Here is a 22,833-nt window from a genome sequence, read left to right on the forward strand (position 1 = left end):
CGAACGTTCATCCCGTGTTCCCCGTGCGCCCGTCTGCGCACGGGCTGTGGTAGACCGGGCGCGTGAGCAGCGACGCCCCCACGCCCTTCGACGACCTCGACCGCTACCTGGAGCTCCCGCGCGTCGGCGGGCTCGCGCTGAGCCCGGACGGCACGCGCCTCGTCACCACCGTCCAGACGCTCGACGCGAAGCGCACCGGCTGGACGACCGCCGTCTGGGAGGTGGACCCCGCCGGCGTCGCCCCGGCGCGGCGGCTGACGCGCAGCCGCAAGGGCGAGTCGTCGGCGGTGTTCGCGGCGTCGGGCGACGTGCTGTTCACGTCGGCCCGCCCGGACCCGGACGCGGACCAGGACGACGAGGAGCCGAAGGCGGCGCTGTGGCTGCTGCCCGCGGGCGGCGGGGAGGCGCGCGTCGTCGCGACGGCGCCCGGCGGGGTCGGCGGGGTGCTCGCGGCCCGGGACGCCGACGTGGTGTCCGTCTCCGCGCCGGTGCTGCCGGGCGCGGCGGGGCTCGCCGAGGACGAGGCGCTGCGCAAGGAGCGCACCGACCGCAAGCTCTCGGCGATCCTGCACACCGGCTACCCGGTGCGGTACTGGGACCACGACCTGGGTCCCGACCAGGAGCGCCGGTTCGTCGGCTCCCTCGGCACGACCGACCCGGACGCGCGGCTCGCGCTGCGCCAGCTGACGGGGCCGGGGCGCCAGCTCGACGAGCACGAGGCGGGCCTGGCCCCTGACGGCGCCACGCTCGTCACCACCTGGGCGGTGCCCGACCCGGGCGCGGCACGCCGGGTCGTGCTGGTGGCGGTGGACACCGCGACCGGGGAGCGCCGCACGCTGGTCGACGACCCGGACGCGGACGTCTTCGCCCCGGCGGTGTCGCCGGACGGGCGGTGGGTCGCGTTCGGCTCCGAGACGATCACGACGCCGGAGCAGGCGCCGGTCGTGCGGCTGGGACTGGTCCCGCTCGGCGTGGACGACGCCGGACCGGAGATCCTCGCGGACGACTGGGACCGCTGGCCGTCGTCGGTCGCGTGGCTGCCCGACGGCTCGGGGCTGGTCGTCACGGCCGACGAGGACGGCCGCGGCCCGGTGTTCCTGCTGACGTTCGGCACCGGCGGACCGGGTGCGGGCGAGCCGGTCACGGTGGAGCGCGTGACGAGCGACGACGCGACGTTCAGCGACGTCCGCGTCGCGCCCGACGGGTCCGCGCTGTACGCCCTGCGCAGCAGCTACGCCGCGCCGGCCGAGCCGGTGCGGATCGACCTCGCCGCCTTCGCCGCGACGGGCGCGGCGGGCGAGCGCGCGCCCGTCGCCGCGGACGCGCTCCGCGGGCCCGTGCCCGCCCCGGCGCTGCCCGGCACGCTCACCGAGGTCGAGACGACGGCGGGGGACGGCGCGCGCGTGCGCGCCTGGCTCGCGCTGCCCGAGGGGGCGTCGTCGGGCGGCCCGGCGCCGCTGCTGCTGTGGATCCACGGCGGCCCGCTGAGCACCTGGAGCGCGTGGAGCTGGCGCTGGAACCCGTGGCTGATGGTGGCGCGCGGCTACGCCGTCCTGCTGCCCGACCCGGCGCTGTCCACCGGGTACGGACAGGACTTCGTGCAGCGCGGCTGGGGCGCGTGGGGCGGAGCGCCGTTCACCGACCTCATGGCGATCACCGACGCCGTCGAGGCCCTGCCGGAGATCGACGCGACCCGCACCGCCGCGATGGGCGGGTCGTTCGGCGGGTACATGGCGAACTGGGTGGCCGGGCACACGGACCGGTTCCGAGCGATCGTCACGCACGCCAGCCTGTGGGCGCTCGACCAGTTCGGCCCCACCACCGACGCGGCCTACTACTGGCTGCGCGAGATGACGCCGGAGATGGCGGAGGCGAACAGCCCGCACCGCGCCGTCGCCGACATCCGCACCCCGATGCTCGTCGTGCACGGTGACAAGGACTACCGCGTGCCCGTCGGGGAGGGCCTGCGGCTGTGGCGCGACCTGCTCACGGAGTCCGGCCTGCCCGCGGACGACGACGGCAGCACCGTGCACCGCTTCCTGTACTTCCCCGACGAGAACCACTGGGTGCTCGCGCCCCAGCATGCGAAGGTCTGGTACCAGACGGTGCTGGCGTTCCTCGGCGAGCACGTGCGGGGCGACGAGCCGGAGCTGCCCGCGTACCTCTGAGCGTCGACCGCCTGTGCGGCAGGGGCGGAGGTCAGGCGGGCGTGACGATGAGGTCCACGAGGATCTCGAGCATGGCGCTGGCGTCCTTGCGGGCGGTCTCGGCGGGGAGCATCGCCGCGCGCTGACCGGCCTCGTGCGCGCCCAGCAGCAGGTCGATGGCGACGTGCTCGTCGACGGCGAAGCGGAGGCCGAGGGCGGACATGACGCGGTTCAGCGCGGCGATCATCTCCCCGCGGAGCACCTGCTGCTGGTCCACGTAGCGCTGGGCGATCTGCGGGTCGCGCAGCGCGAGCAGCTCGAACTCGAGCTCCATGACGCACCAGGAGGCCTTCGCGGCCTGGTCGGGCAGCACCGACGCGATGACCTCGCGCACGGTGGCGCGGAACCCCTCCGGCGTCTGCAGGGCGGCGGGGTCGACCGTGGTGACCGCCTGCTCGAGGGCGCCGAGGTGGCCGCGCGCCTCGCGCTCCGTGAGGGCCAGGAACAGCTCCTCCTTGCTCGCGAAGTTCGAGTAGAACGCGCCCCGGGTGAAACCGGCGGCCTCGCACACGGCCTCGATCGACGCGGCCTGGACGCCCACCTGCGCGAACACCTCGAAGGCGGCGTCGAGCAGACGCTCGCGGGTGCGCTCGCGCCGGGGCGAGCGCCCGGGGGCGACCGTAGCCTCGTCGGGGGTCGCGCTCTCGGTGGTCAGGGGGTCCTCCTCGGGATGCTGCCGGTACCGGCCCGGTGCGGGCGCCGCGCCCGGCCGGGCCCACTCTAGCCAATACAGCGGCGTATCGGATACGTTCGTGCATCGGATACAGTGCCGTATCGAACCCCTGCTCCGTCGTCCTGGGAGAGCCTGTGTCCTCCGTCCTGTACTCCCTCGGCCGTTGGGCCGCCCGGGCCCGGCGGCTCGTCGTCATCGGCTGGGTGCTGGTGCTCGCCGTCGTCGGCGGCGCGGCCGGCCTGCTCTACCAGGGCTTCGACAACTCCGTGACCATCCCGGGCACCGAGTCGCAGGACGCGCTCGACAGCCTGTCCGCCACGTTCCCGCAGGTCAGCGGGTCGTCCGCGCAGATCATCGTCGTCGCGCCCGAGGGCTCCACGATCGACGACGACGCGATGCGCGGGCCCATCGAGGACACGGTCGACGACCTCGGCGAGCTCGACCAGGTGGCAGCCGTCACCTCCCCGTACGACGACCAGATGGCAGCGTCGGTCAACGACGACGACACGGCCACGTTGCTGACGATCCAGCTCGACGGCGACCAGTCCGTCATCACCGAGGACACCAAGGACGCGCTGCGCACCGCGAGCGACGACCTCGCCGCCGCACTCCCGGCCGGGTCCCAGGCCAGCCTGGGCGGCGAGCTGTTCAGCGTCGAGTTCCCGGCCCTGAGCATCATCGAGGCGATCGGCGTCGTCGTCGCGCTCGTGGTCCTCATCATCACGCTCGGCTCGTTCGTCGCGGCGGGCCTGCCGCTGGTCAACGCGCTCATGGGCGTGGGCGTGTCGATGCTCCTGCTGCTCACGGCCACCGTGTTCGGCCCGATCAACTCCACGACGCCGATGCTGGGCCTCATGCTCGGCCTCGCGGTGGGCATCGACTACGCGCTGTTCATCGTGTCCCGGCACCGCGAGCAGCTCGCGGCCGGGCTCGAGGTGGACGAGTCGATCGCGCGCGCCACCGCGACGGCGGGCTCGGCCGTGATCTTCGCGGGCCTCACGGTGATGATCGCCCTCGTGGGCCTCGGGGTCGCGGGCATCCCGTTCCTCACCGTGATGGGCATCGCCGCCGCCGTGGCGGTCGGCATCGCCGTCCTCGTCTCGCTCACGCTGCTGCCCGCGCTGCTGTCGTTCTCGGGGGAGCGGCTGCGGCCGCGCGCCCCGCGCGCCGCCCGCAAGGCGAAGGGGAGGGCCAAGCGGGCCGCCGCGCCGGCCGACGGCGTCCACCGCAACCGGTTCTTCGACGGCTGGGTGCGGGGCGCCACCCGCTTCCCGGTCCTCACGATCGTGCTCGTCGTGGGCGCCATCGCCGCCCTCGCCTGGCCGGCCACGAACCTCCGCCTCGCGCTGCCGGACGCCGGCACCCTGCCGGAGGACAACAGCGCCCGCGTCACCTACGACCTGGTGGGTGAGGAGTTCGGCGAGGGCTTCAACGGCCCGCTGATCGTCACGGGCTCGATCGTCACCAGCAACGACCCCGTGGCCCTCATGGACGACCTCGGCGACGAGATCGCCGACCTGCCCGGCGTCGCCGACGTCCCGCTGTCCACGCCGAACCCGTCCGCCGACACCGGCATCATCCAGGTGATCCCCGAGGGGGGCCCGACGTCGCAGGAGACCAAGGACCTCGTCAACGAGATCCGCGACCAGCACGACCACTACCTGGAGAAGTACGGCGTCGACCTGTCCGTCACCGGCTTCGCCGCGGTCGGCATCGACGTCTCCGACAAGCTCGGTGCCGCGCTGCTGCCGTTCGGCCTCGTCGTCGTGGGCCTGTCGCTCGTGCTGCTGACGATGGTGTTCCGCTCGATCTGGGTGCCGATCAAGGCCTCGCTCGGCTACCTGCTGTCCGTCGGCGCGGCCTTCGGCGTGGTGACCCTCGTGTTCGAGAACGGCGTCCTGGCGGACGCCCTCAACGTCACCAAGCTGGGCCCCGTCATCAGCTTCATGCCGATCATCCTCATGGGCGTGCTGTTCGGCCTGGCGATGGACTACGAGGTCTTCCTCGTGTCCCGCATCCGGGAGGACTACGTGCACGGCGGCGACGCCCGCCGCGCGGTGCGCTCGGGCTTCCTCGGCTCGGCCAAGGTGGTCACGGCCGCGGCGGTCATCATGTTCGCCGTCTTCGTCGCGTTCGTGCCCGAGGGCGACATGACCCTCAAACCCATCGCTCTCGGCCTCGCCGTCGGTGTGCTCGTGGACGCGTTCGTCGTGCGCATGACGCTCGTGCCCGCCGTGCTCCATCTCCTGGGCGACCGGGCCTGGCACATGCCGCGCTGGCTCGACCGCATCCTGCCCACGTTCGACGTCGAGGGCGAGGGCCTCACGAAGGAGCTGCGGCTCGCGTCGTGGCCCGAGCCGGACGCGACGGACGCCGTCGCCGCGCGCGACCTCGAGGTCGCGGGGCCCGACGGCTCGCCGGCCCCGGTGGTCGGCCCTGTCAGCGTGCGCGTCCCCGAGGGCGGCGCCCTGTGCGTGCACGGCGACGCGGCGGCCCCCGTGTCCGCGCTGCTGCTCGCCCTCGCCGGGCGGATGGCGCCCGACGCGGGCGCCGTGAAGGTCACCGGCCTGGTGCTGCCCGAGCGCGCGATGACGGTGCGCGGCCGCGTCGCCGTCGTCGACGCCTTCGCGGAGCACGGCCGCCCCGCCGCGACGGTCGACGCCGCGGTGCGCGACGGCGCCCGGGTCGTGGTCGTGGACCGCACCGACGCCGTCGCCGACCGCTCGGCCCGCGAGGCGCTCGCCGCCGCGCTCGCCCGGGCGCAGCGCGGCGGGACGGCGGTGCTGCTGGGTGCCAGCGGCGTCGCCGCGACCGACCTGCTCGACGACGGCACCGGCCGCGAGGTCGCCGTGCTCGACGTCGGCGCCGGCTGGGGCGCGCCGAGCGCGCTCACCGGGGCGGACGTGCCGCCCCCCGCGCCCGACGACGAGCACACCCCCGTGCCCGCGGGACCCGACCCCGCGGCCACCGACGAGATCGACGAGGACACCCACGTGCAGGAGGTGCGGGCATGACCGCCCCGACCATCGCCACCCGGGCGCGCCGCGACCCCTGGCGGATCGCCGCCGTCGCGCTGCTGCCGATCATGGTGCTCGGGCTGCTGCTCGCCGCGCTGTGGAACCCGCAGGACCGGCTCGACCAGGTGCCGGCCGCCATCGTCAACCTCGACGAGCCGGTCGAGGTCCAGGGGCAGACCGTGCCGCTGGGCCGCCAGCTCGCGTCCGGCCTGGTCAGCGGCGGCGAGACCGCCGAGGGCGCGAAGGCCGCGCAGCCTGCCGAGGACGCGACGAACTTCGACTGGACGATCACCGACGAGGAGTCGGCGGCCGACGGCCTCGCGAACGGCACCTTTGCCGCCGTCGTGACCATCCCGGAGGACTTCTCCGCGGCCGCCACGTCGTACGGCAACGACGACCCGTCCGAGGCGCGCCAGGCCACCATCGACGTCAGCACCCCGCCCGGCGGCCGCGTGGCCGACGACGCGCTCGCCCGCGTGGTCGCCGCCACCGCGACGTCCGTCATGTCGAGCACGCTCACCGAGACGTACGTCGACAACGTGCTCGTCGGCTTCAACGACCTCTCCGACGGCATCGGCCAGGCGCAGGACGGCGCCGTGCAGCTCGCCGACGGCGCGGGCCAGACGCAGGACGGCGCCGACCAGCTGGCGGACGGCGCGGGCCAGCTCGCCGACGGCGCGGACGAGGCCGCCGACGGCGCGGGCCAGCTCGCCGACGGCGCGGGCCAGCTCGCTGACGGCGCGTCCAGCGCGGCCTCCGGGGCGTCGGACCTTGCCGGCGGTGCAGGACAGGTCGCCGAGGGCTCCCGAGGCATCGCCCGGGGAATCGGTGAGAGCGCGGGCGGCGCCGACGACCTTGCGAAGGGCGGCGACGACCTCGCGGCTGGAGCGACCCAGGTCGCGGAGGGGAACCGCCAGCTCGCCGACGGCGTCGCCGAGATCAACGAGGACGTGCCCGACGTGGCCGCGATCAAGAAGTCGCTGGCCGACGCCCAGGCTCGTTCGGAGGAGTTCGCCGCGGCCGCGGGCGCCGCTCTCGGCTGCGACGTCAATCCGTCCTCGGAGGCCTGCAAGGCGCTGAACGACGTGCTGACCGAGCTGCAGACGAACTCGTCGGCGGTGCAGGACACGGTCGACGGCGTCGTCTCCGCGCGCGAGCAGCTCGACGCGCTCGCGACCCAGACCGACAAGCTCGCCACCGGCGCGGAGGGTGTCGCCACCGGCGTGGCGGGCATCGCGGACGGCAACCGTGATCTCGCCGAGGGTCTGCGCCAGCTCCAGGGCGGGGCGTCGCAGGTCGCGGATGGCGCGGACGGTGTGGCGTCCGGAGCCGGTGAGCTCTCCTCGGGTGTGGGCCAGCTCGCGACCGGAGCGTCCGGCGTGGCGTCGGGGGCGTCGGACCTGTCCTCGGGGGTGGGCCGGCTCGCGACCGGCACCGAGGGCATCGCCTCCGGCGCCGGCGACCTGGCGGGCGGCGTGGGCCAGCTCGCGTCGGGCGCGGACGACCTGGCCTCCGGCCTCGACGACGCGAAGAACCAGATCCCGACGTACACGGACGACGAGCGCAAGACGCTCTCGTCGGTGGTCGCGGAGCCGGTGGCGGCGCCGTCGGCGTCGGGCATCAGCACCGGGGCGTCGGGCCCGCTGTTCGCTGTCGTGGCGCTGTGGCTGGGTGCGCTCGCCCTCATGACGGTGTTCCCGCCGGTCATGGCGCGGGCCCTGGGCTCCACGCGCGACTCGGTGCGTCTCGCGCTGTCGGCGTTCTGGCTGCCGGCCGCGGTCGGCGCCGGGACGGGCGCGCTGATCGGCGTGATCCTCGCGGCGGTCGAGAAGCTCGACGCGGGGGGATGGGTCGGGTCGATCCTCGTGGGGGCGGTCGCGTCGGTGGCGTTCGTCGCCGTGCACCAGGGCTTCCTCGGCTGGCTCGGCAACCTGGGGCGCGGCATCAGCCTGCTGATCGCCGTCCTGCTCATCGCGACGGGCATCGTCGCGACCGTGCCCGCCGCGCTGCAGGGACTCGTCGACGCGCTGCCGATCGGGGCCGCGCGCGACGCCCTGACGGCGGTGGTGGTGCCCGCGGCCGGCGGCCTCGGGATGAGCGTGACCCTGCTGGTGCTGTGGGGGCTGGGCGGTCTTGCGCTGGCGGCGCTCGTCACCGCCCGGGGTCGACGGCTCGGCGTCGGGCGCCTGCTGCGCGCCTGACCGGCCGCGCAGGACCGCCCGGGGGCGTCAGCCCGGCAGCCCCGGGCAGCGGGCTGCGGCGCGCTGCCAGCGCAGCACGAGGAGGGCGTCGGCGCGCCGCCGGGCGGCCATGCCGAGGTGGGCGACCTGGCGGTGCTCGAGGAGCGCGTGGAGGTCGTGGTCCAGCGCCCAGGCGAGGGCGCGTCGGACGTCGTCGAAGTCGGGCGCGAGCAGGGTTGGTGCGGGTCTCACGTCGGGGAGAGATGTCCGACTCGCCGGTTTGTGACATCGAGGTGTGTCACAGGTCTGCACCAGACTCGCCGCATGGACCTCACCCAGGCGCGCGAGACCAAGGCACAGCTCAGCGACTTCGCCCGTGACCTGGCCGAACGGCACGGCGTGCCCGCCAGCCCGTACGCGGTCGGCGACGACGCGACCCCGGCGGACGTGGTGCGCGCGCCCACCCTGTCGCTGGGCCTCGCGCCCCACGGCGACGGGGGCTTCGGCATCGCGGTGCGCTACCGGCTCGGGGTCCCGACGGCACGGTCGTTCGTGCGCAGGCTGGCCGCCGAGGCGGGCGACGCCGTCGACGTCCGGCGTACCGGACGCATCCGGACGCTCGCCGCGCAGGTCCGCCCGCCCGTCGCCACGGCGCGCGCCCTCGGGGAGACGGACAGGGTGCGGCCCCTGCGGCCCGGGGTCTCGATCGCGCACGTGGACGTCACCGCGGGCACGCTCGGCGCGTTCGTGGTCAAGGCCGGCGAGGAGGGCGCGCGCTACGTGCTGTCCAACTTCCACGTGCTCGCGGGGTCGCCGTCCGCGCAGGTCGGCGACGTGGTCGTGCAGCCGGGCCCGGCCGACGGCGGTCGCGCGCCCGGGGACCGGGTCGGCACCCTCGCGCAGGTGGTGCCGCTGACGCCCGGCGAGCCGGCCACGGTGGACGCGGCCCTCGCCCTCCTGGACGAGGGGATCGAGATCGACCCGACCTACCCGGTGGGCGCGGTGACCACCACGGCCGTGGCGGCGGGCGGCGAGGTGGTCGCGAAGATCGGGCGCACCACGGCGCACACGCAGGGCCGGGTCACGGCCATCGAGATGGACGACGTCGTCGTCGGGTACGGGGACGAGCTCGGTGCGCTCTCCTTCGACAACCAGATCGAGGTGGAGGGCACCGGCGGCGCGTTCTCGCGCGGCGGCGACTCCGGGTCGCTGGTCTACCGCGAGGACGGCGTCGCGCTCGGCCTGCTGTTCGCCGGCTCCGAGACGGGCGGCGCCGACGGCACGGGGCTGACGTACTGCAACCCCGTCGACGCCGTCCTCGAGGCCCTGGGCGTCACCCTCGCGCCGAGATAGAGAAGGCTGATTCGCGAGATAGAGAGGCTCGGACGAGGCCGCAACGGGTTGCGGCCTCGTCCGAGCCTCTCTATCTCGCGAATCAGCCTTCTCTATCTCGGCAGTTCTCAGCCCCAGGTGAGCAGGTCCTCGCCGTGCTCGACCATCGTGCCGACCTGCGCGAGGCGGTCGACGGCGTCGGGCGTGGCCTCGAGCGCGACGACGGGGCAGACGGCGGACCTGCCGCCCGCGCGCACCGCCGCCGGGTCCCAGGTGACCAGCACGGTGCCGCGCTGCACGACGTCGCCCTCGGAGGCGTGGGTGGTGAAGCCCTCGCCGCCGAGCTTGACGGTGTCGATGCCGAGGTGCACCAGCACGGCACGGCCGTCGTCGTGCTGGACGACGAACGCGTGCGGGTGCAGCTTGACGATCGTCCCGGCGATGGGCGCGACCGCCTCGCCCCCGCGGACGCCGTCGGGCTCGATCGCGAGGCCGGGGCCGACGAGGCCGGCGGCGAACACCGGGTCGTCCACCTCGGACACGTCGACGACCGTGCCGGTGACGGGCGCGAGAACGGTCAGCGCCGTCATCAGCGGAGGTCCTCGATGTCGGAGGCGAGGGTGTCGGCCTCGGGGCCGACGATGACCTGGATGGCGACGCCGGAGCGCACGACCGCGATGGCGCCCGCCTTCGTGAGGTCGGCGTCGATCACCTTGGCGGGGTCCTCGACCTCGACGCGGAGCCGGGTGATGCACGGCTCGAGGTCGATGATGTTGTCGTCGCCGCCGAGCGCGTCGAGGATCTGCTGTGCCTTGCTCATGATGCTCCTTGGTGGGTCCGGGTGGAGATTCCGGGGGTCGGTGGGTGCGGGGCCTGGCTCACATGAGCTCGGCGAGGTCGGACGCGATCGTGTCGACGCGGGGGCCGACGACGACCTGCACGACCCGCCCGTTGATCATCACGCCGAAGGCGCCGGCGCGCTTGAGCAGCGCGGCGTCGACGAGCGCCGGGTCCTTGACGAGGGACCGCAGCCGGGTGGTGCACGGGTCGATCTCCTCGATGTTCTCCACCCCGCCGAGTCCGGCGAGGATCGAGGCGGCGAGCTGCGCGTCGGGGTCGGGCGTGCTCATCGGGGGCTCCCTTCGGGGATGCGTCCGGGGGGTGCGGAAGGCTGGACGGGGCGGCCGGCGTCGCCGTCGGAGGGCCGGGCGCGGGGGACGAGCGTGGGCCGTGCCTCGCGCAGCGGTACGAAGACGCTGTACCGGTCGCCGCGGTAGCAGGCGCGGGAGTACATCACGGCGGCGTCGCCGCCGAAGGTGCGTCGGGCGGTGCGCATGACGGCGCGGGAGCCCTGCATCTGCAGGGCCTCCAGCTCCTCGGGGGTGGCGTCGGCGGCGGTGATGACCTCCTCGCCCCACGTGGGGTCGAGGTCGCGCTCGCGCAGCGCGGCGTAGAGGCTGTCGGGCACGCCGTCGTCGAGCAGGTCGGGGGCGAGGTCGACCGGGATCCAGGACTCCTCGACGCTCATCGGGTTGCCGTCGGCGGTGCGCAGCCGCACCACGTGGTGCACCGGGGTGCCGGTCTCGCGGTCCAGCGCCTCGGCGACGACGGCGGGCGCGGGCAGCTGCTCGCACCGCAGCACCGTGGCGCCGGGCGTGAGGCCGCGGCGCCGGGCCTCCTCGCCGAACGTGGTCAGGCGCATCTCGAAGTCGGCGCGGGGCGGCGCGACGAACGTGCCGCGGCCCTGCGCGCGCTCGAGCACGCCCTCCGTGACGAGCGCGTCGATGGCCTGGCGCACCGTCATCCGCGAGACGCCGAACTTCTCGGTGAGGCTGCGCTCGGACGGGATCGCGTCGCCGACGGCGAGCTCGGTCGTGACCAGGTCGGCGAGGTACGCGCGCACCGCGACGTACTTGTGCTCGCCGGGGCGAGCGCCGTCCCTGACCATCCTCGTGTCCTGTCCTGCCCTGTGATCGGCATCGATCTGCGTGCTGTGCGACATCGGGACCAGTATCGGGGTTCGGCCGTCACCGGTGCGCTGTCTCCCCGGCGGAGCGCGGGGTTGACACATCATGAGGTCTAGACCACTCTTCCTGCAAGTGGTCCAGACAACCTGCCGGTGGCAGCGTGTGGATCACCGGCAATGACGCCCCGACGTCGCGACACTGCCGCCGGACGATGCAGGCACGGCCTGCAGGACACGCCCGCCCCCGGGCCATCCATCGGAGGAGAACCATGACCACGGTCGCAGAGACCAAGCAGAAGCGGGGATTCCCCGGCCTGGCGCAGCTGCAGCGCGTCGGCCGTTCGCTGATGCTGCCCATCGCCTCGCTGCCCGCCGCCGCGCTGCTGCTGCGCCTCGGCCAGCCCGACATGCTGGGCGCAGACGGCGTGGCCGGCACGCTCCCGTGGATGCAGCCCGTCGCCGACGTCCTCGGGGCCGCCGGCAACGCGCTCTTCAGCAACCTGGCGATGATCTTCGCCCTCGGCGTCGCCATCGGCTACGCCCGCAAGGCGGACGGCTCGACCGGCCTCGCCGCGCTCATCGGCTACCTGGTCTTCAAGGGCGTCACCGACGCCCTGTCGCCCACGGTCCTGGGCCTGCCCGCCGAGGGGGAGGAGCAGGAGCTCATCAACTACGGCGTCCTCGGCGGCATCGTCATCGGTCTCACCGCCGCGCTGCTGTACCAGAAGTACTACCGGATCAAGCTGCCGGCGTACCTGGCATTCTTCGGCGGTCGGCGGTTCGTGCCGATCGTCACGGCCGGAGCCGCAGTCATCATCGGCGTGGTCTTCTCGCTCATCTACCCGGCCTTCGACTGGCTGTTCAACGACCAGATCGGCGGCTTCGTCACCGGCTCCACCGTGATCGGCGCGTTCGTGTACGGCACGCTCAACCGTCTGCTCGTGCCGATCGGCCTGCACCACCTGCTCAACTCGCTGCCGTGGTACCAGTTCGGCTCGTACACCGACAGCGCCGGCAACGTCGCGCACGGCGACATCTTCCGCTTCCTCGCCGGCGACCCCACGGCCGGCACGTTCATGACCGGCTTCTTCCCGATCATGATGTTCGCCCTGCCCGCCGCGGCCCTCGCCATCGTGCACACCGCGAAGCCGAAGAACCGCAAGGTCATCGCGGGCGTCATGGGCTCCGCGGCGCTGGTCGCGTTCGTCACCGGTGTGACCGAGCCGCTCGAGTTCGCGTTCGTCTATGTCGCCTACCCGCTGTACGCGATCCACGCCGTGCTCACCGGCACCTCGATGGCGCTGGTCAACGCGGTCGGCATCCGCGACGGGTTCGGCTTCTCCGCGGGCGTGATCGACTACCTGCTGAACTTCCGCATCGCCGAGATGCCGCTGCTGCTCATCCCGATCGGGCTCGGCTACGCGGTCATCTACTACTTCCTGTTCCGGTTCGTCATCACGAGGTGGAACCTCAAGACCCCGGGCCGCGAGGACGACCCCGAGGCGGCTGCGGCCGTCGTCGGCGACCAGGCCGTGAGCGACCAGAAGGAGGCCGTCGCGATCGGCGCCGACGCTTCTCCGGCCGGCGGCGACGGTCCCGCGAAGGGCAAGGACGCGGTCTGATGAGCACCACCCTCACCGGTGCCCCGGTGAGCCCCGGGCGGGCGGCCGGCGTCGTCGTGACGATGCCGGCCCCCGTCCCGGAGCCCTCGGAGGCGACCCTCGACACGTCCGACGCTGCCGGTGCCGACGACGCGGTGTCCCGACTGGGCGCCGCGACGTCGGCCGTCCGGGACCGCCTCGCCGCCCAGGCGGCGCAGGCCACGGGGACCGCGGCGGACGTGCTCGCCGTGACGGCCGCGATGGCGGCCGACCCCACGCTCGCGTCCGACGCCGAACGGCGCGTGCGCGAGTCCGCCGCGACCCCCGAGCGGGCCGTGTGGGACGCCGCGAACGCCCTCGCCGCCCAGCTCGAGCCGCTCGGCCCGCCGCTGAGCGAGCGGGCCCGCGACGTGCGCGACGTGCGCGACCGCATCGTCGCCGAGCTCACCGGGGTGCGGCCTCCGGGCGTCCCCTCGCCGGGGCACCCGTTCGTGCTGGTCGCCGAGGACCTGGCCCCCGCCGACACGGCGACGCTCGACCCGGAGGCGGTCGTCGCCATCGTCACCAGCGGCGGCGGCCCCACCTCGCACACGGCGATCCTGGCGCGCGCGCTCGGCATCCCCGCCGTCGTGGCCGCCCGCGGGGCCGACGCCCTCGCCGACGGCGAGACCGTCGTCGTCGACGGCGGCGCCGGCACCGTGCTGCGGGACCCGTCGGACGCCGAGGTCGAGGCCGCGCGGGACGCCGTGCGCGTCGAGCGGGAGTTCGACGGCCACGGCCGCACGGCCGACGGGCACCGGGTGGAGCTGCTCGCCAACGTGGCCGACCCGCAGGCGGCGCAGGCCGCCGTCGCCGCGCACGCCGAGGGCGTGGGGCTGTTCCGCACCGAGTTCTGCTTCCTGGGGCGCGACGTCGAGCCGACGGTCGAGGAGCAGGTCGCCGCCTACCGCGGCGTGCTGTCCGCGTTCGCCGGCCGCAAGGTCGTGGTGCGCACCCTCGACGCGGGGGCGGACAAGCCGCTGCCCTTCGTCACCGCCGACGACGAGCCCAACCCGGCGCTCGGCGTCCGCGGCCTGCGCACCGCCGTCGCGCACCCGGAGGTGCTGGACCGGCAGCTGCAGGCGATCGCCGCCGCCGCGGAGGCGGAGTCCGCCGACGTGTGGGTGATGGCGCCGATGGTCGCCACCACCGACGAGGCGCGGTCGTTCGTCGCCGCCTGCGAGCAGCACGGGCTGCGGCGGGCCGGCGCGATGATCGAGGTCCCCGCCGCCGCGCTGCGGTCGCGGTGGGTCTTCGAGCACGCCACCTTCGGCAGCATCGGCACCAACGACCTCACGCAGTACGCGATGGCCGCCGACCGGATGCTCGGCGACCTCGCCGCGCTGTCCACGTCGTGGCAGCCCGCGGTGCTCGAGCTGGTGCGCGCCACCTGCGAGGGCGCGCACGCGCACGGCCGGCCGGTCGGCGTGTGCGGGGAGGCGGCGGCCGACGCCGTCCTGGCCCCCGTGCTCGTGGGCCTCGGCGTGACGTCGCTCTCCATGACGCCGCGGGCGCTCGCGGACGTCGCCGCCGTGCTGGCCGAGGTCACGTTCGCGCGGTGCCGCGACCTCGCGCGCGTCGCGCTGGAGCAGCCCGACGCCGACGCCGCGCGCACCGCCGTCCGGCGCGAGCTGGCCGACGTCCTGGAGGCCCTGGGTCTCTGAGCGCCGAGACAGAGAGGGTCTGACCTCTCTGTCTCGGCGTCAGGCGAAGAGCGCCGTGCCGTACTTGAGCAGCACGGCGGCGGCGAGCAGCAGGAACCAGGCGGCGGTGAGGATGCCGAACGCGCCGGACCGCACCAGCGACATCGCCCACGATTGCAGCCGGGCGGGCCAGAAGAGGTTGTCCTCGAGGATGTTCCAGTGCAGCATCGACGCGAACACGAGCGTCGTGGAGACGGTGATCGTCAGGCACCACGGGCACAGCGCGCCGATGACGAACATCGACTGCCAGAGCAGCCAGTACGCGAAGAGGAAGCCGAGCAGGTAGACGGTCTGGGCGGCCGTCATGAACCAGCGCGGGAACCGCACCCCGGCCAGGCCGGCCACGGCCACGGTGATGACCACGGACTCGGCGACGAGCCCGAGGAACGCGTTGGGGAAGCCGAACAGGCTGGCCTGCCACGACGTGCCGACCGTGCCGCACGAGATGACCGCGTTGATGTCGCACGCCAGCGCGGCGTCAGGGTTCGCCGCCAGCTCGACGGCGTCGACCGACAGCACGAAGGCCGCGACCAGCCCGACGAGCGCCCCGACGAGCATCTCGCCGAACAGCCAGCCGGCCGAGTGGAAGAACCCGCTCGGCCGGGCGGGCCGGTCCGTCAGGCCACCGCTTCCTGCGACAGGAACTCGACGAGCGCGTCGAGCGCGGTGGTGGCCTCGTCGCCGTCGGTCTCGGTGCGCAGCACCACCTCGTCGCCCACCGAGGCGCCGAGGGTCATGATCCCGAGGATGCTCGCGGCGTCCACGGCGTCGCCGCCGGCGGTCTTGGCGATCTTCACCGGCACGGGCTGCTGGCCGGCCTTCTGCGCGAAGAGCGCGGCCGGGCGGGCGTGCAGGCCCTCGGTGATGGCGACGACGACGGTGCGTTCCACGGTGTCCTCCGAACGAGAGGTGGTCTGGACCAGTTCATCGTAGGGACGAGTCGCCGGGTTGGGAAGTCGCGCGGGCCCGGTCGATCGCCATGCCCACGGAGTCCAGCAGCCGCTCCAGCGACGCCTCGAACGGCGTGGCCTCGGCGTCGAAGCCGCCCGCGTCCCAGATCCGCAACATGGTGGGGTAGCGCTGCGGGTCGAAGTGGTCCACCCAGAAGCTGCTCATCGACGTCCAGTACTCATCGTTGCTCTGGCCGGAGGCGTCCTTCTCCGCGGACTCCGCGACGGTGGAGCGTGCCAGCCCGCGCACGAACGCGTCGAGGAGCCCGACGATCTCCACCACCTGGCGCTCCGCCAGCCCGGTGTCCACGAGGGTGCGCAGCCCGCACTCCTGCGCGTCGAGGACGGACGGGGTGAGCGGCAGGCGCCACATGTTGGTCTGCAGGATCCACGGGTGGCGCTGGAACAGCTCCCAGTGCGCGCGGGCGTACGCCGCCAGGCCGTCGCGCCACGTCGCCGTGGCGGGCGGCAGCGCGAGCTCGGCGAACGCGCGGTCGATCATGAGGTCCAGCAGCTCCGTGCGCCCCGGCACGTACGTGTAGAGCGACATCGCGCCGACGCCGAGCCGCCCCGCGACCTTCCGCATCGACAGCCCCTCGAGCCCCTCGGCGTCGGCGATCGCGGTGCCCGCGCCGATCACGTCGTCGAGGGTCAGCCGGGCCCGGCGGCCGCGGCCCGACGGCTGCGGCGGGTCCCACAGGAGGGCCAGCCGCCGCACGACCTCGGGCGGGCGGGGGACGCCGTCGTCCGGCGGCTGCGGCGAGGTGCTCGACGGCGAAGTGCTCGACATGGCTCGTCATCCTCCCATCCCTGTCGTGCGGTCCGCCCACGGGTCTTGTCGGACCCCCGGGCTAGCGTCCAGACTAGTTCCAGTACAGCGTACGAGAGAGGGAATCGCCATGATCCGAGCACGAGGGCTGACCAAGACGTTCAGCCGTCGCAAAGAGAGCGTCGAGGCGGTCAAGGGGATCGACGTCGACGTCGCGGAGGGCGAGCTCGTCGCCTTCCTCGGGCCCAACGGGGCCGGCAAGTCCACGACGTTGCGGATGCTGACGTCGCTGCTGGAGCCGACGGCGGGGGAGGCGACCGTCGCCGGCTACGACGTCGTCAAGAGCCCGGCGCAGGTCCGCGCCCGGCTGGGGTTCATCGGGCAGGGCAACGGTGGCGGCTTCAGCTACAAGGTCGTCGACGAGCTCCACAACCAGGGCCGCTTCTACGGGCTGCCGCCCGAGGTCTACCAGGAGCGGGCCGCCGACCTCATGGCGGCGCTCGAGCTGGGCGGCCTCGAGAAGCGTTCCGTGCAGTCGCTGTCGGGCGGCCAGCGCCGCCGGCTCGACGTCGCGCTCGGGCTGATGAACCACCCGCCGTTGCTGTTCCTCGACGAGCCCACCACCGGTCTCGACCCGCACTCGCGGGCCAACCTCTGGGGGCACATCACGGCGATGCGCGAGCGGTACGGGATGACGGTCGTGCTCACCACGCACTACCTCGACGAGGCCGACAGCATGGCCGAGCGCGTCGTCGTCATCGACCACGGCGAGATCATCGCGGACGCCGCGCCCGACGCCCTCAAGCGCCGGTACGCCGACGACACCCTCAGCGTCGTCGTCGCGACCGACGACGGCGCGGCGGTCCGGTCCGCGCTGCCCGACGGCCTGGGCGACGTCGAGCTCACGGCGCACGACGCCGGGCTGCAGGTGCGGGTCGGCACGGCGCAGGGGGCCGAGACGCTGCCCGTCGTCATCGAGGCGCTGCGGGTGGCCGGCATCGCCACGACGTCGGCGAGCGCCCGCCAGGCGAGCCTCGACGACGTGTTCCTCAACCTCACCGGCCGGAGCCTGCGCGAGGAGGCAGCAGCATGACCGAGCAGACCACCACCACGACGACGGCGCAGCACGAGGCGCCGCGGATCGTCACGCGCACCGGGCCGGGCAAGTTCGTCACGGACACCGGGGCGGTGTTCACCCGCGAGATCCTGCTGGTGCTGCGCGACCCGTTCACGCTGATCTTCTCGCTGCTGCAGCCGCTGATCTTCCTGGGCCTCTTCGGGCCGCTGCTCACCGGCACGTTCGGCGGCGGCTTCGGGGGCGGGGGAGCGAGCACCGCGGACACCCTGCAGTGGTTCGTACCCGGCGTGATCGTCATGATCTCGCTGTTCGGCACCTCGATGACCGGCTCGAACCTGCTGTACGAGATCATGACCGGCTCCTACGAGCGGGTGCTCGCGACGCCGCTGGACCGCTCGGCGATCCTCGTGGGCCGCGCGCTCAAGGAGTTCGCACCGCTGCTGGTGCAGGGGCTCATCATCGCCGCGGTCTGCATCCCGTTCGGGTTCACGTTCCACGTGCTGCCCGCGCTCGCAGGCCTGGTGCTGCTCGGCGTCTTCGGCGTCGGGATCGGGGCGCTGTCGCACGCCCTGGCCCTCGCGTCGAAGAACCGCGAGTGGCTGTTCTGGGGCGTGCAGCAGTCGCTGCTGTTCCCGCTGCTCATCCTGTCCGGGATGATGCTGCCGCTCGAGGCGGGCCCGTCGTGGATGCAGACGGCGGCGAAGTTCAACCCGCTCACCTACATGGTCGACGCCGAGCGCGCGCTGTTCGGCGGCACGTTCGCCGACCCCGCCGTCCTGTGGGGCGCGGTCGCCGCGGCCGCCACGTGCGCCGTCGGCCTCGTCGTCGGCATCCGGGCGACACGCAAGGCCGTCTGAGCGCGTCACGGTGGTCGAGCCTGTCGAGACCCGGGTCTCGACAGGCTCGACCACCGATCGGGTCAGCGGCCGGTGTTGTTCATCTCGTCCGGGTGCGAGCCGATGCGCTCGCCGCGGTCGAGGCCGGTGATGGCGGCCATGTCGTCGCCGGAGAGCTCGAAGTCGAAGATCTCCAGGTTCTCGCGGATGCGCGACGGCGTCGCGGACTTGGGGAAGACGACGTCGCCGCGCTGCACGTGCCACCGCAGCACCACCTGGGCGGGGGTGCGCCCGTGCTCGGCGGCGATGCGGGCGAGCGTCGGGTCCTCCAGCACCCGGCCGCGGCCGAGCGGGGACCAGGCCTCGGTGACGATGCCGTGCTCCGCGTCGAACGCGCGGACCTCCTCGTTGCCGAACCACGGGTGGATCTCCACCTGGTTGACGGCGGGCACCACGGTGCCCTCGGCCAGCACGCGGCGCAGGTGGTGCGGCTGGAAGTTCGACGTGCCGATCGCGCGGGCCCGGCCGGAGCGGTACAGCTCCTCCAGGGCGCCCCACGCCTCGACGAACCGGCCGACCGCGGGCAGCGGCCAGTGGATGAGGAACAGGTCGACGTGGTCGAGGCCGAGCTCCTCGAGGGAGCGGTCGAAGGCCTCCAGGGCGGCGTCGTGCTCGTGGAACGCGTTGTTCAGCTTGGTGGTGACGAAGAGCTCGTCGCGAGGCAGCCCGGCCGCGGCGATGGCCTCGCCGACCCCGCGTTCGTTGCGGTACATCTGCGCGGTGTCGATGTGCCGGTAGCCCGCCTCGAGGGCGGTCAGCACCAGCTCGCGCGTCTCCTCCGGCGGGACCTTGAAGACGCCGTAGCCGAGCTGCGGGATCGACGTGCCGTTGTTCAGGGACAGGGACGGGATCTCGGTGCTCATGTCACCCATCTTGTCCCGGACGGCGTAGCGTCGCGCGGCCGTCCCGTCCGCCAGCGTTGTCCCACCGCGCCGAGGTAGTACGGGTCGCGCCGAGGTAGTACGACATCCCGCGAGGTAGTACCGCGGCGACTACCTCGCGGTGCCCCGTACTACCTCGCGGTTCCTCGTACTACCTCGCGGTTCCCCGTACTACCTCGCGGGTGCTGACGGCGCTGCGTGATCGATCCCATGGCGCCCGGGGTCGCCGTCGGCGCGGTTCCGGGAGCAGGCTGGAGGCGTCGTCGCGGCGCTGCGCGACCCGGCGGGGTGGCCGGCGGCGACGGCGCCGCCGCGTGGTCAGCGCGGACCGGCCGCCCCGCCGTCGTCCGGTGCGCAGCAGCCGTCGTCGCACCCGTCCCCGCAGGAGTCGCACCCGTCGTCGTCCGACGCGAGGAGCGCGCCGACGGGGGTGCAGCAGGCGTCGCCGCGCCAGGCCTCGACGCCCTCGCGCACCGCGAACCCGGCGATGACGAGCGCCGCGAGCGGGTCGGCCCACGACCAGCCGAGCGTCGCGTTGAGGACGAGCCCGACCAGCAGCACCGCCGACAGGTAGGTGCAGATCAGCGTCTGCTTCGAGTCGGCGACGGCGGACGCCGAGCCGAGCTCGCGGCCCGTGCGCCGCTCGGCCCACGACAGGAACGGCATGATCGCGAGGCTGACCGCGGCGAGCACGATGCCGACGGGGGAGTGGTCCGGCTCGGCCGCGCCGAGCAGCGTGCGGGCGGCGTCGACGGTGACGAACACCGCCAGCCCGAAGAACGACACCGCGATGAGTCGCAGCGCGACGCGCTCGCGGCGGTGCGGGTCCGGCGCGGCGAACTGCCACGCGACCGCGGCCGCGGACAGCACCTCGACCACGGAGTCCAGGCCGAAGCCGACCAGGGCCGCCGACGACGCCGCTCGTCCCGCCGCGATGGCCACGACCGCCTCGACGACGTTGTACGCGATCGTCGCGGCGACGATCCAGCGCACCCGGCGCTCGAGCAGCGCGCGCCGGGCGTGCGGGACGGGGCGGAGCGGGAGGGTGGTCACGGACCCGACCGTACACGGATGCCTGTACCGTCGGCCAGGGGCCTGAGGCGTCCCGGCGCCGCGCGGCAGGCATGCTGTACCCATGTCGAAGAGCCTTCCGCTGCCCCCCACGGTGATCGACGACGACCGCGAGGTGCGGTTCGTCGCGGGGACGAACCAGTTCGCGATGCGTCTCAAGGACGGTCACCTGCACGTGCGCGCGATCGCCGACGGCGAGGACGAGGCGCAGATCTCGGTCGCCCCGACGTCGAGGAGCACCCTCGACCTGCGCATCCAGCGCCGGTCGGCCCAGGGTCCCGTGACGGTCGAGGGGCCGACCGTGCGGTAGGAGCCCCGCCGGGGCGCAGGTCGCGACGCCCGGGCTGTGGTCCTGTCGGCGGGTGGCGCACAATGGAGGGGTCGGAGGTGTTCCATGGTCACGATCGACGAGGCGCGCGCCGCCAAGCCCGCCCTGCGTGAGGCGCTCGAGAGCGTCGAGGGGGTGCGCGGCGTCGGGCTCGCCCAGCGCGGCGACGAGACGGACTGGGTGCTGCAGGTGAACGTCGTCTCCCTCAGCGCGCGCAAGGACGTGCCGCCCCAGGTGGACGGCGTCCCCGTGCAGGTGACGGTGGTCGGCGCGGTCACCGCGTTCTGACGCTCAGGCGGCCAGCGCCGCCAGCGCGGCCATCTGCTCCAGCAGCTCATCCGCCCCGACGGTGTCGTCGGGGTCGAGGAGCACCCGCGACACCGCCCCCAGCAGCAGCATCTGCACGAGCGCGCCCCGCGCGTCGGGGACGCCGAAAAGCTCGGCCAGCGCGGTGCGGGCGTGTGCGTTGTCGGCGGAGACGGCGGCGGCCCGCTCCGGGTCGCGCGCGGCGGCCGCGACGAGCTCGAGCTGCACCGCCCACAGCGCCCGGTCGTCGGCGACCGACGTCATGACGCGCTCCCACACCGCGCGGAACCGCTCGCCCGGGGCTGCCCCGAGGTCCTCGGCGCCGATGGACTCCAGCACGTCGCCCCAGTCGCGCAGCGCGTCGACGAGGGCCGCGTCGAGCAGCGCCTCCTTGCTCCCGAAGTGGTACCCGATCGCCGCGAGGCTCACGCCTGCCGTGGTGGCGACGTCGCGTGCCGACGTGCGGGCGTACCCCTTGTCGCGGAGGCAGGTCCGGGCGGCGGCGAGGAGCGCGGCCCTGTTGTCGGTGGTGCGCATGGGCCCATGCTAGCTCGAACGTCTGAAACGAACGTCTTGCACGATCGTCTCAATCGGGTCTAGCGTGGTGCGCGCCACCTTCCTCCCGGTCAGGAGAGCTCCCATGAACCGCTCCGTCCTCGTCTCCGGCGGCGGCGTCGCCGGCCTCACCCTCGCGCACCGGCTCGCCGCCCGCGGCGACGTCGTGACCGTCGTCGAGCAGGCGTCCCTGCCCCGCGCCGGCGGCTACAAGGTCGACGTGCGGGGCGCCGCGCTCCAGGTGCTGGACCGCATGGGCCTGCTCGAGGAGGCGCGGGGGCTGCGCACGGAGGTCCGTGCGGGCACGGTCGTCGACGCCCGCGGGCGCCGGGCCGCCAGCATGGACGGCGACACCTTCGGCGGGCGCGTGCACGACGACGTCGAGCTGCTGCGCGGTGACCTCCACCGCCTCCTGCGGGAGGGGGCCGCCGACGCCGAGCACGTCTACGACGACTCGATCCGGTCCCTGGTGGACACCGGCGAGGGCGTGGAGGTCGAGCTCGCCTCGGGTCGCACGGGGCGCTACGACGTCGTCGTCGGGGCCGACGGGCTCCGCTCCCGGACGCGGAACCTGGTGCTCGGGCCGGACGAGCGGCACGTCGTCGACCTCGGGTACTACGTGGCCGTAGCGACCGTCCCCAACCGGCTGGGCCTCGACCGCGAGGAGGTCACGTACGTGGGGCCCGGCCGCACCGCGCTGGTCTATGCCACGGCGCGGGAGGAGGGCGCGCGGGCGATGTTCCTGTGGTCGTCGGCGCCGCTCGGCCACCGCGACCTCGGGCGCGAGGGGCGCGAGCGGCTGCTCGCCGACGCGTACGCCGGCGAGGGGTGGGAGGTGCCCGGCCTGCTGGCCGACGTGCCCGCCTCGCCCGACCTGCTGTTCGACTCCCTCAGCCAGGTGCGCGCCGAGCGGTGGTCGACCGGTCGCACGGTGCTGCTCGGCGACGCCGCGCACTGCGCGTCGGCGGCGTCCGGCCAGGGCACGAGCCTGGCGCTCGTCGGCGCGTACGTGCTGGCCGCCGCCCTCGACGTGCACGACGACCCGGCGGCGGCGTTTGCCGACTACGAGCGCCGGATGCGCCCGTTCGTGGCGGCGAACCAGGCGCTCGGCCCCGCGAACATCACGCGGATGGTGGTGGGCACCCGCGGGCAGGTGCGCGCCTCGCTCGCGATGCTGCGGGTCATGGACAGGCTGCCCGGCAAGGACCGGATGATGGCCGCGATGACGGCGCCCATCCGCAGGGCGGCGAACGCCGTCGAGCTGCCCGACGCCGCCTGAGC

The 22,833-nt window shown here is 74.0% G+C and carries 23 protein-coding genes; 11 read left to right on the forward strand and 12 right to left on the reverse strand.

From position 1 onward, the window contains the following. Window positions 1-62: 62 nt before the first annotated feature. On the forward strand, window positions 63-2,168 hold the full coding sequence (locus tag ACQP6G_RS15990; protein WP_429765691.1) for a prolyl oligopeptidase family serine peptidase: 2,106 nt from the start codon (window positions 63-65) through the stop codon (window positions 2,166-2,168). 31 nt (window positions 2,169-2,199) lie between these two features. Here ACQP6G_RS15990 and ACQP6G_RS15995 read toward each other — a convergent pair whose 3' ends face one another. Continuing rightward, the gene (locus ACQP6G_RS15995; RefSeq protein WP_429765693.1) at window positions 2,200-2,748 is read right to left on the reverse strand and encodes a TetR/AcrR family transcriptional regulator; all 549 of its coding nucleotides are present in this window, start codon (window positions 2,746-2,748) and stop codon (window positions 2,200-2,202) included. A 266-nt stretch (window positions 2,749-3,014) separates the two neighbouring features. Here ACQP6G_RS15995 and ACQP6G_RS16000 point away from each other — a divergent pair, with 266 nt between their 5' ends. After that, a complete protein-coding gene (locus ACQP6G_RS16000) occupies window positions 3,015-5,894 on the forward strand; it encodes an MMPL family transporter (RefSeq protein ID WP_429765695.1) in 2,880 nt (959 codons plus the stop codon). After that, complete coding sequence (locus ACQP6G_RS16005; RefSeq protein WP_429765697.1) at window positions 5,891-8,098, forward strand: YhgE/Pip family protein; 2,208 nt, start codon at window positions 5,891-5,893, stop codon at window positions 8,096-8,098. Before ACQP6G_RS16000 ends, ACQP6G_RS16005 begins: the two co-directional genes overlap by 4 nt. Window positions 8,099-8,125: 27 nt before the next feature. On the opposite strand, the gene ACQP6G_RS16010 is transcribed toward ACQP6G_RS16005, so the two are convergent. After that, a complete protein-coding gene (locus ACQP6G_RS16010) occupies window positions 8,126-8,329 on the reverse strand; it encodes a hypothetical protein (RefSeq protein ID WP_429765699.1) in 204 nt (67 codons plus the stop codon). Between the two features lie 72 nt (window positions 8,330-8,401). Here ACQP6G_RS16010 and ACQP6G_RS16015 point away from each other — a divergent pair, with 72 nt between their 5' ends. Then, window positions 8,402-9,430: a chymotrypsin family serine protease gene (locus ACQP6G_RS16015; RefSeq protein WP_429765701.1), complete on the forward strand. Its 1,029-nt coding sequence runs from the start codon at window positions 8,402-8,404 to the stop codon at window positions 9,428-9,430. Window positions 9,431-9,537: 107 nt separating this feature from the next. On the opposite strand, the gene ACQP6G_RS16020 is transcribed toward ACQP6G_RS16015, so the two are convergent. The 4 genes from ACQP6G_RS16020 to ACQP6G_RS16035 are packed head-to-tail and all read right to left on the reverse strand — an operon-like array spanning window position 9,538 to window position 11,357. Further along, a complete protein-coding gene (locus ACQP6G_RS16020) occupies window positions 9,538-9,999 on the reverse strand; it encodes a PTS sugar transporter subunit IIA (RefSeq protein WP_429765702.1) in 462 nt (153 codons plus the stop codon). Continuing rightward, on the reverse strand, window positions 9,999-10,229 hold the full coding sequence (locus ACQP6G_RS16025) for a PTS sugar transporter subunit IIB (protein WP_429735428.1): 231 nt from the start codon (window positions 10,227-10,229) through the stop codon (window positions 9,999-10,001). Before ACQP6G_RS16025 ends, ACQP6G_RS16020 begins: the two co-directional genes overlap by 1 nt. A 58-nt stretch (window positions 10,230-10,287) precedes the next feature. Beyond that, a complete protein-coding gene (locus ACQP6G_RS16030; RefSeq protein WP_429765703.1) occupies window positions 10,288-10,539 on the reverse strand; it encodes a PTS sugar transporter subunit IIB in 252 nt (83 codons plus the stop codon). Beyond that, window positions 10,536-11,357 (reverse strand): GntR family transcriptional regulator, encoded by an 822-nt coding sequence (locus ACQP6G_RS16035; protein ID WP_429765705.1) that lies wholly within the window; start codon window positions 11,355-11,357, stop codon window positions 10,536-10,538. Before ACQP6G_RS16035 ends, ACQP6G_RS16030 begins: the two co-directional genes overlap by 4 nt. A gap of 287 nt (window positions 11,358-11,644) precedes the next feature. Between ACQP6G_RS16035 and ACQP6G_RS16040 the strand changes: the two genes are divergently transcribed. Both ACQP6G_RS16040 and ptsP read left to right on the forward strand, forming a co-directional pair. Further along, entirely contained in the window at window positions 11,645-12,997 is a 1,353-nt protein-coding gene (locus ACQP6G_RS16040) for a PTS transporter subunit EIIC (protein ID WP_429765706.1), read from the forward strand. Next, on the forward strand, window positions 12,997-14,679 hold the full coding sequence (gene ptsP, locus ACQP6G_RS16045) for a phosphoenolpyruvate--protein phosphotransferase (protein WP_429765707.1): 1,683 nt from the start codon (window positions 12,997-12,999) through the stop codon (window positions 14,677-14,679). Before ACQP6G_RS16040 ends, ptsP begins: the two co-directional genes overlap by 1 nt. A 39-nt stretch (window positions 14,680-14,718) precedes the next feature. Here ptsP and ACQP6G_RS16050 read toward each other — a convergent pair whose 3' ends face one another. Genes ACQP6G_RS16050 through ACQP6G_RS16060 form a run of 3 tightly spaced genes read right to left on the reverse strand, consistent with a single transcriptional unit; the run spans window position 14,719 to window position 16,458 of the window. Beyond that, a complete protein-coding gene (locus ACQP6G_RS16050) occupies window positions 14,719-15,276 on the reverse strand; it encodes a vitamin K epoxide reductase family protein (RefSeq protein WP_429765708.1) in 558 nt (185 codons plus the stop codon). Between the two features lie 59 nt (window positions 15,277-15,335). Beyond that, window positions 15,336-15,608 (reverse strand): HPr family phosphocarrier protein, encoded by a 273-nt coding sequence (locus ACQP6G_RS16055; RefSeq protein WP_429765710.1) that lies wholly within the window; start codon window positions 15,606-15,608, stop codon window positions 15,336-15,338. 34 nt (window positions 15,609-15,642) lie between these two features. Then, complete coding sequence (locus tag ACQP6G_RS16060; protein WP_429765711.1) at window positions 15,643-16,458, reverse strand: TetR/AcrR family transcriptional regulator; 816 nt, start codon at window positions 16,456-16,458, stop codon at window positions 15,643-15,645. Between the two features lie 109 nt (window positions 16,459-16,567). Here ACQP6G_RS16060 and ACQP6G_RS16065 point away from each other — a divergent pair, with 109 nt between their 5' ends. Then, entirely contained in the window at window positions 16,568-17,530 is a 963-nt protein-coding gene (locus ACQP6G_RS16065) for an ATP-binding cassette domain-containing protein (protein ID WP_429765713.1), read from the forward strand. Then, window positions 17,527-18,372, forward strand: a complete 846-nt coding sequence (locus ACQP6G_RS16070) for an ABC transporter permease (RefSeq protein ID WP_429765714.1) — start codon at window positions 17,527-17,529, stop codon at window positions 18,370-18,372. Before ACQP6G_RS16065 ends, ACQP6G_RS16070 begins: the two co-directional genes overlap by 4 nt. 62 nt (window positions 18,373-18,434) lie before the next feature. Here ACQP6G_RS16070 and ACQP6G_RS16075 read toward each other — a convergent pair whose 3' ends face one another. Continuing rightward, window positions 18,435-19,274 carry an aldo/keto reductase gene (locus ACQP6G_RS16075; protein WP_429765716.1) on the reverse strand — a complete coding sequence of 280 codons (840 nt, stop codon included), beginning with the start codon at window positions 19,272-19,274 and terminating at the stop codon, window positions 18,435-18,437. 336 nt (window positions 19,275-19,610) lie between these two features. Further along, window positions 19,611-20,345: a cation efflux transmembrane domain-containing protein gene (locus tag ACQP6G_RS16080; protein ID WP_429765718.1), complete on the reverse strand. Its 735-nt coding sequence runs from the start codon at window positions 20,343-20,345 to the stop codon at window positions 19,611-19,613. Window positions 20,346-20,427: 82 nt separating this feature from the next. Between ACQP6G_RS16080 and ACQP6G_RS16085 the strand changes: the two genes are divergently transcribed. Both ACQP6G_RS16085 and ACQP6G_RS16090 read left to right on the forward strand, forming a co-directional pair. Beyond that, window positions 20,428-20,673, forward strand: coding sequence for a hypothetical protein (locus ACQP6G_RS16085; protein ID WP_429765720.1), 246 nt, complete (start codon window positions 20,428-20,430; stop codon window positions 20,671-20,673). A gap of 84 nt (window positions 20,674-20,757) precedes the next feature. Beyond that, on the forward strand, window positions 20,758-20,979 hold the full coding sequence (locus tag ACQP6G_RS16090) for a hypothetical protein (protein ID WP_429765722.1): 222 nt from the start codon (window positions 20,758-20,760) through the stop codon (window positions 20,977-20,979). Window positions 20,980-20,982: 3 nt separating this feature from the next. Here the strand turns inward: ACQP6G_RS16090 and ACQP6G_RS16095 are convergent, their stop codons facing one another. Next, on the reverse strand, window positions 20,983-21,534 hold the full coding sequence (locus ACQP6G_RS16095) for a TetR/AcrR family transcriptional regulator (protein ID WP_429765723.1): 552 nt from the start codon (window positions 21,532-21,534) through the stop codon (window positions 20,983-20,985). A 103-nt stretch (window positions 21,535-21,637) separates the two neighbouring features. Between ACQP6G_RS16095 and ACQP6G_RS16100 the strand changes: the two genes are divergently transcribed. Beyond that, complete coding sequence (locus tag ACQP6G_RS16100) at window positions 21,638-22,831, forward strand: FAD-dependent monooxygenase (RefSeq protein WP_429765725.1); 1,194 nt, start codon at window positions 21,638-21,640, stop codon at window positions 22,829-22,831. Window positions 22,832-22,833: the final 2 nt, after the last annotated feature.

It is taken from the genome of Isoptericola nanjingensis, from assembly GCF_050311635.1.
Lineage (GTDB): Bacteria > Actinomycetota > Actinomycetes > Actinomycetales > Cellulomonadaceae > Isoptericola > Isoptericola nanjingensis.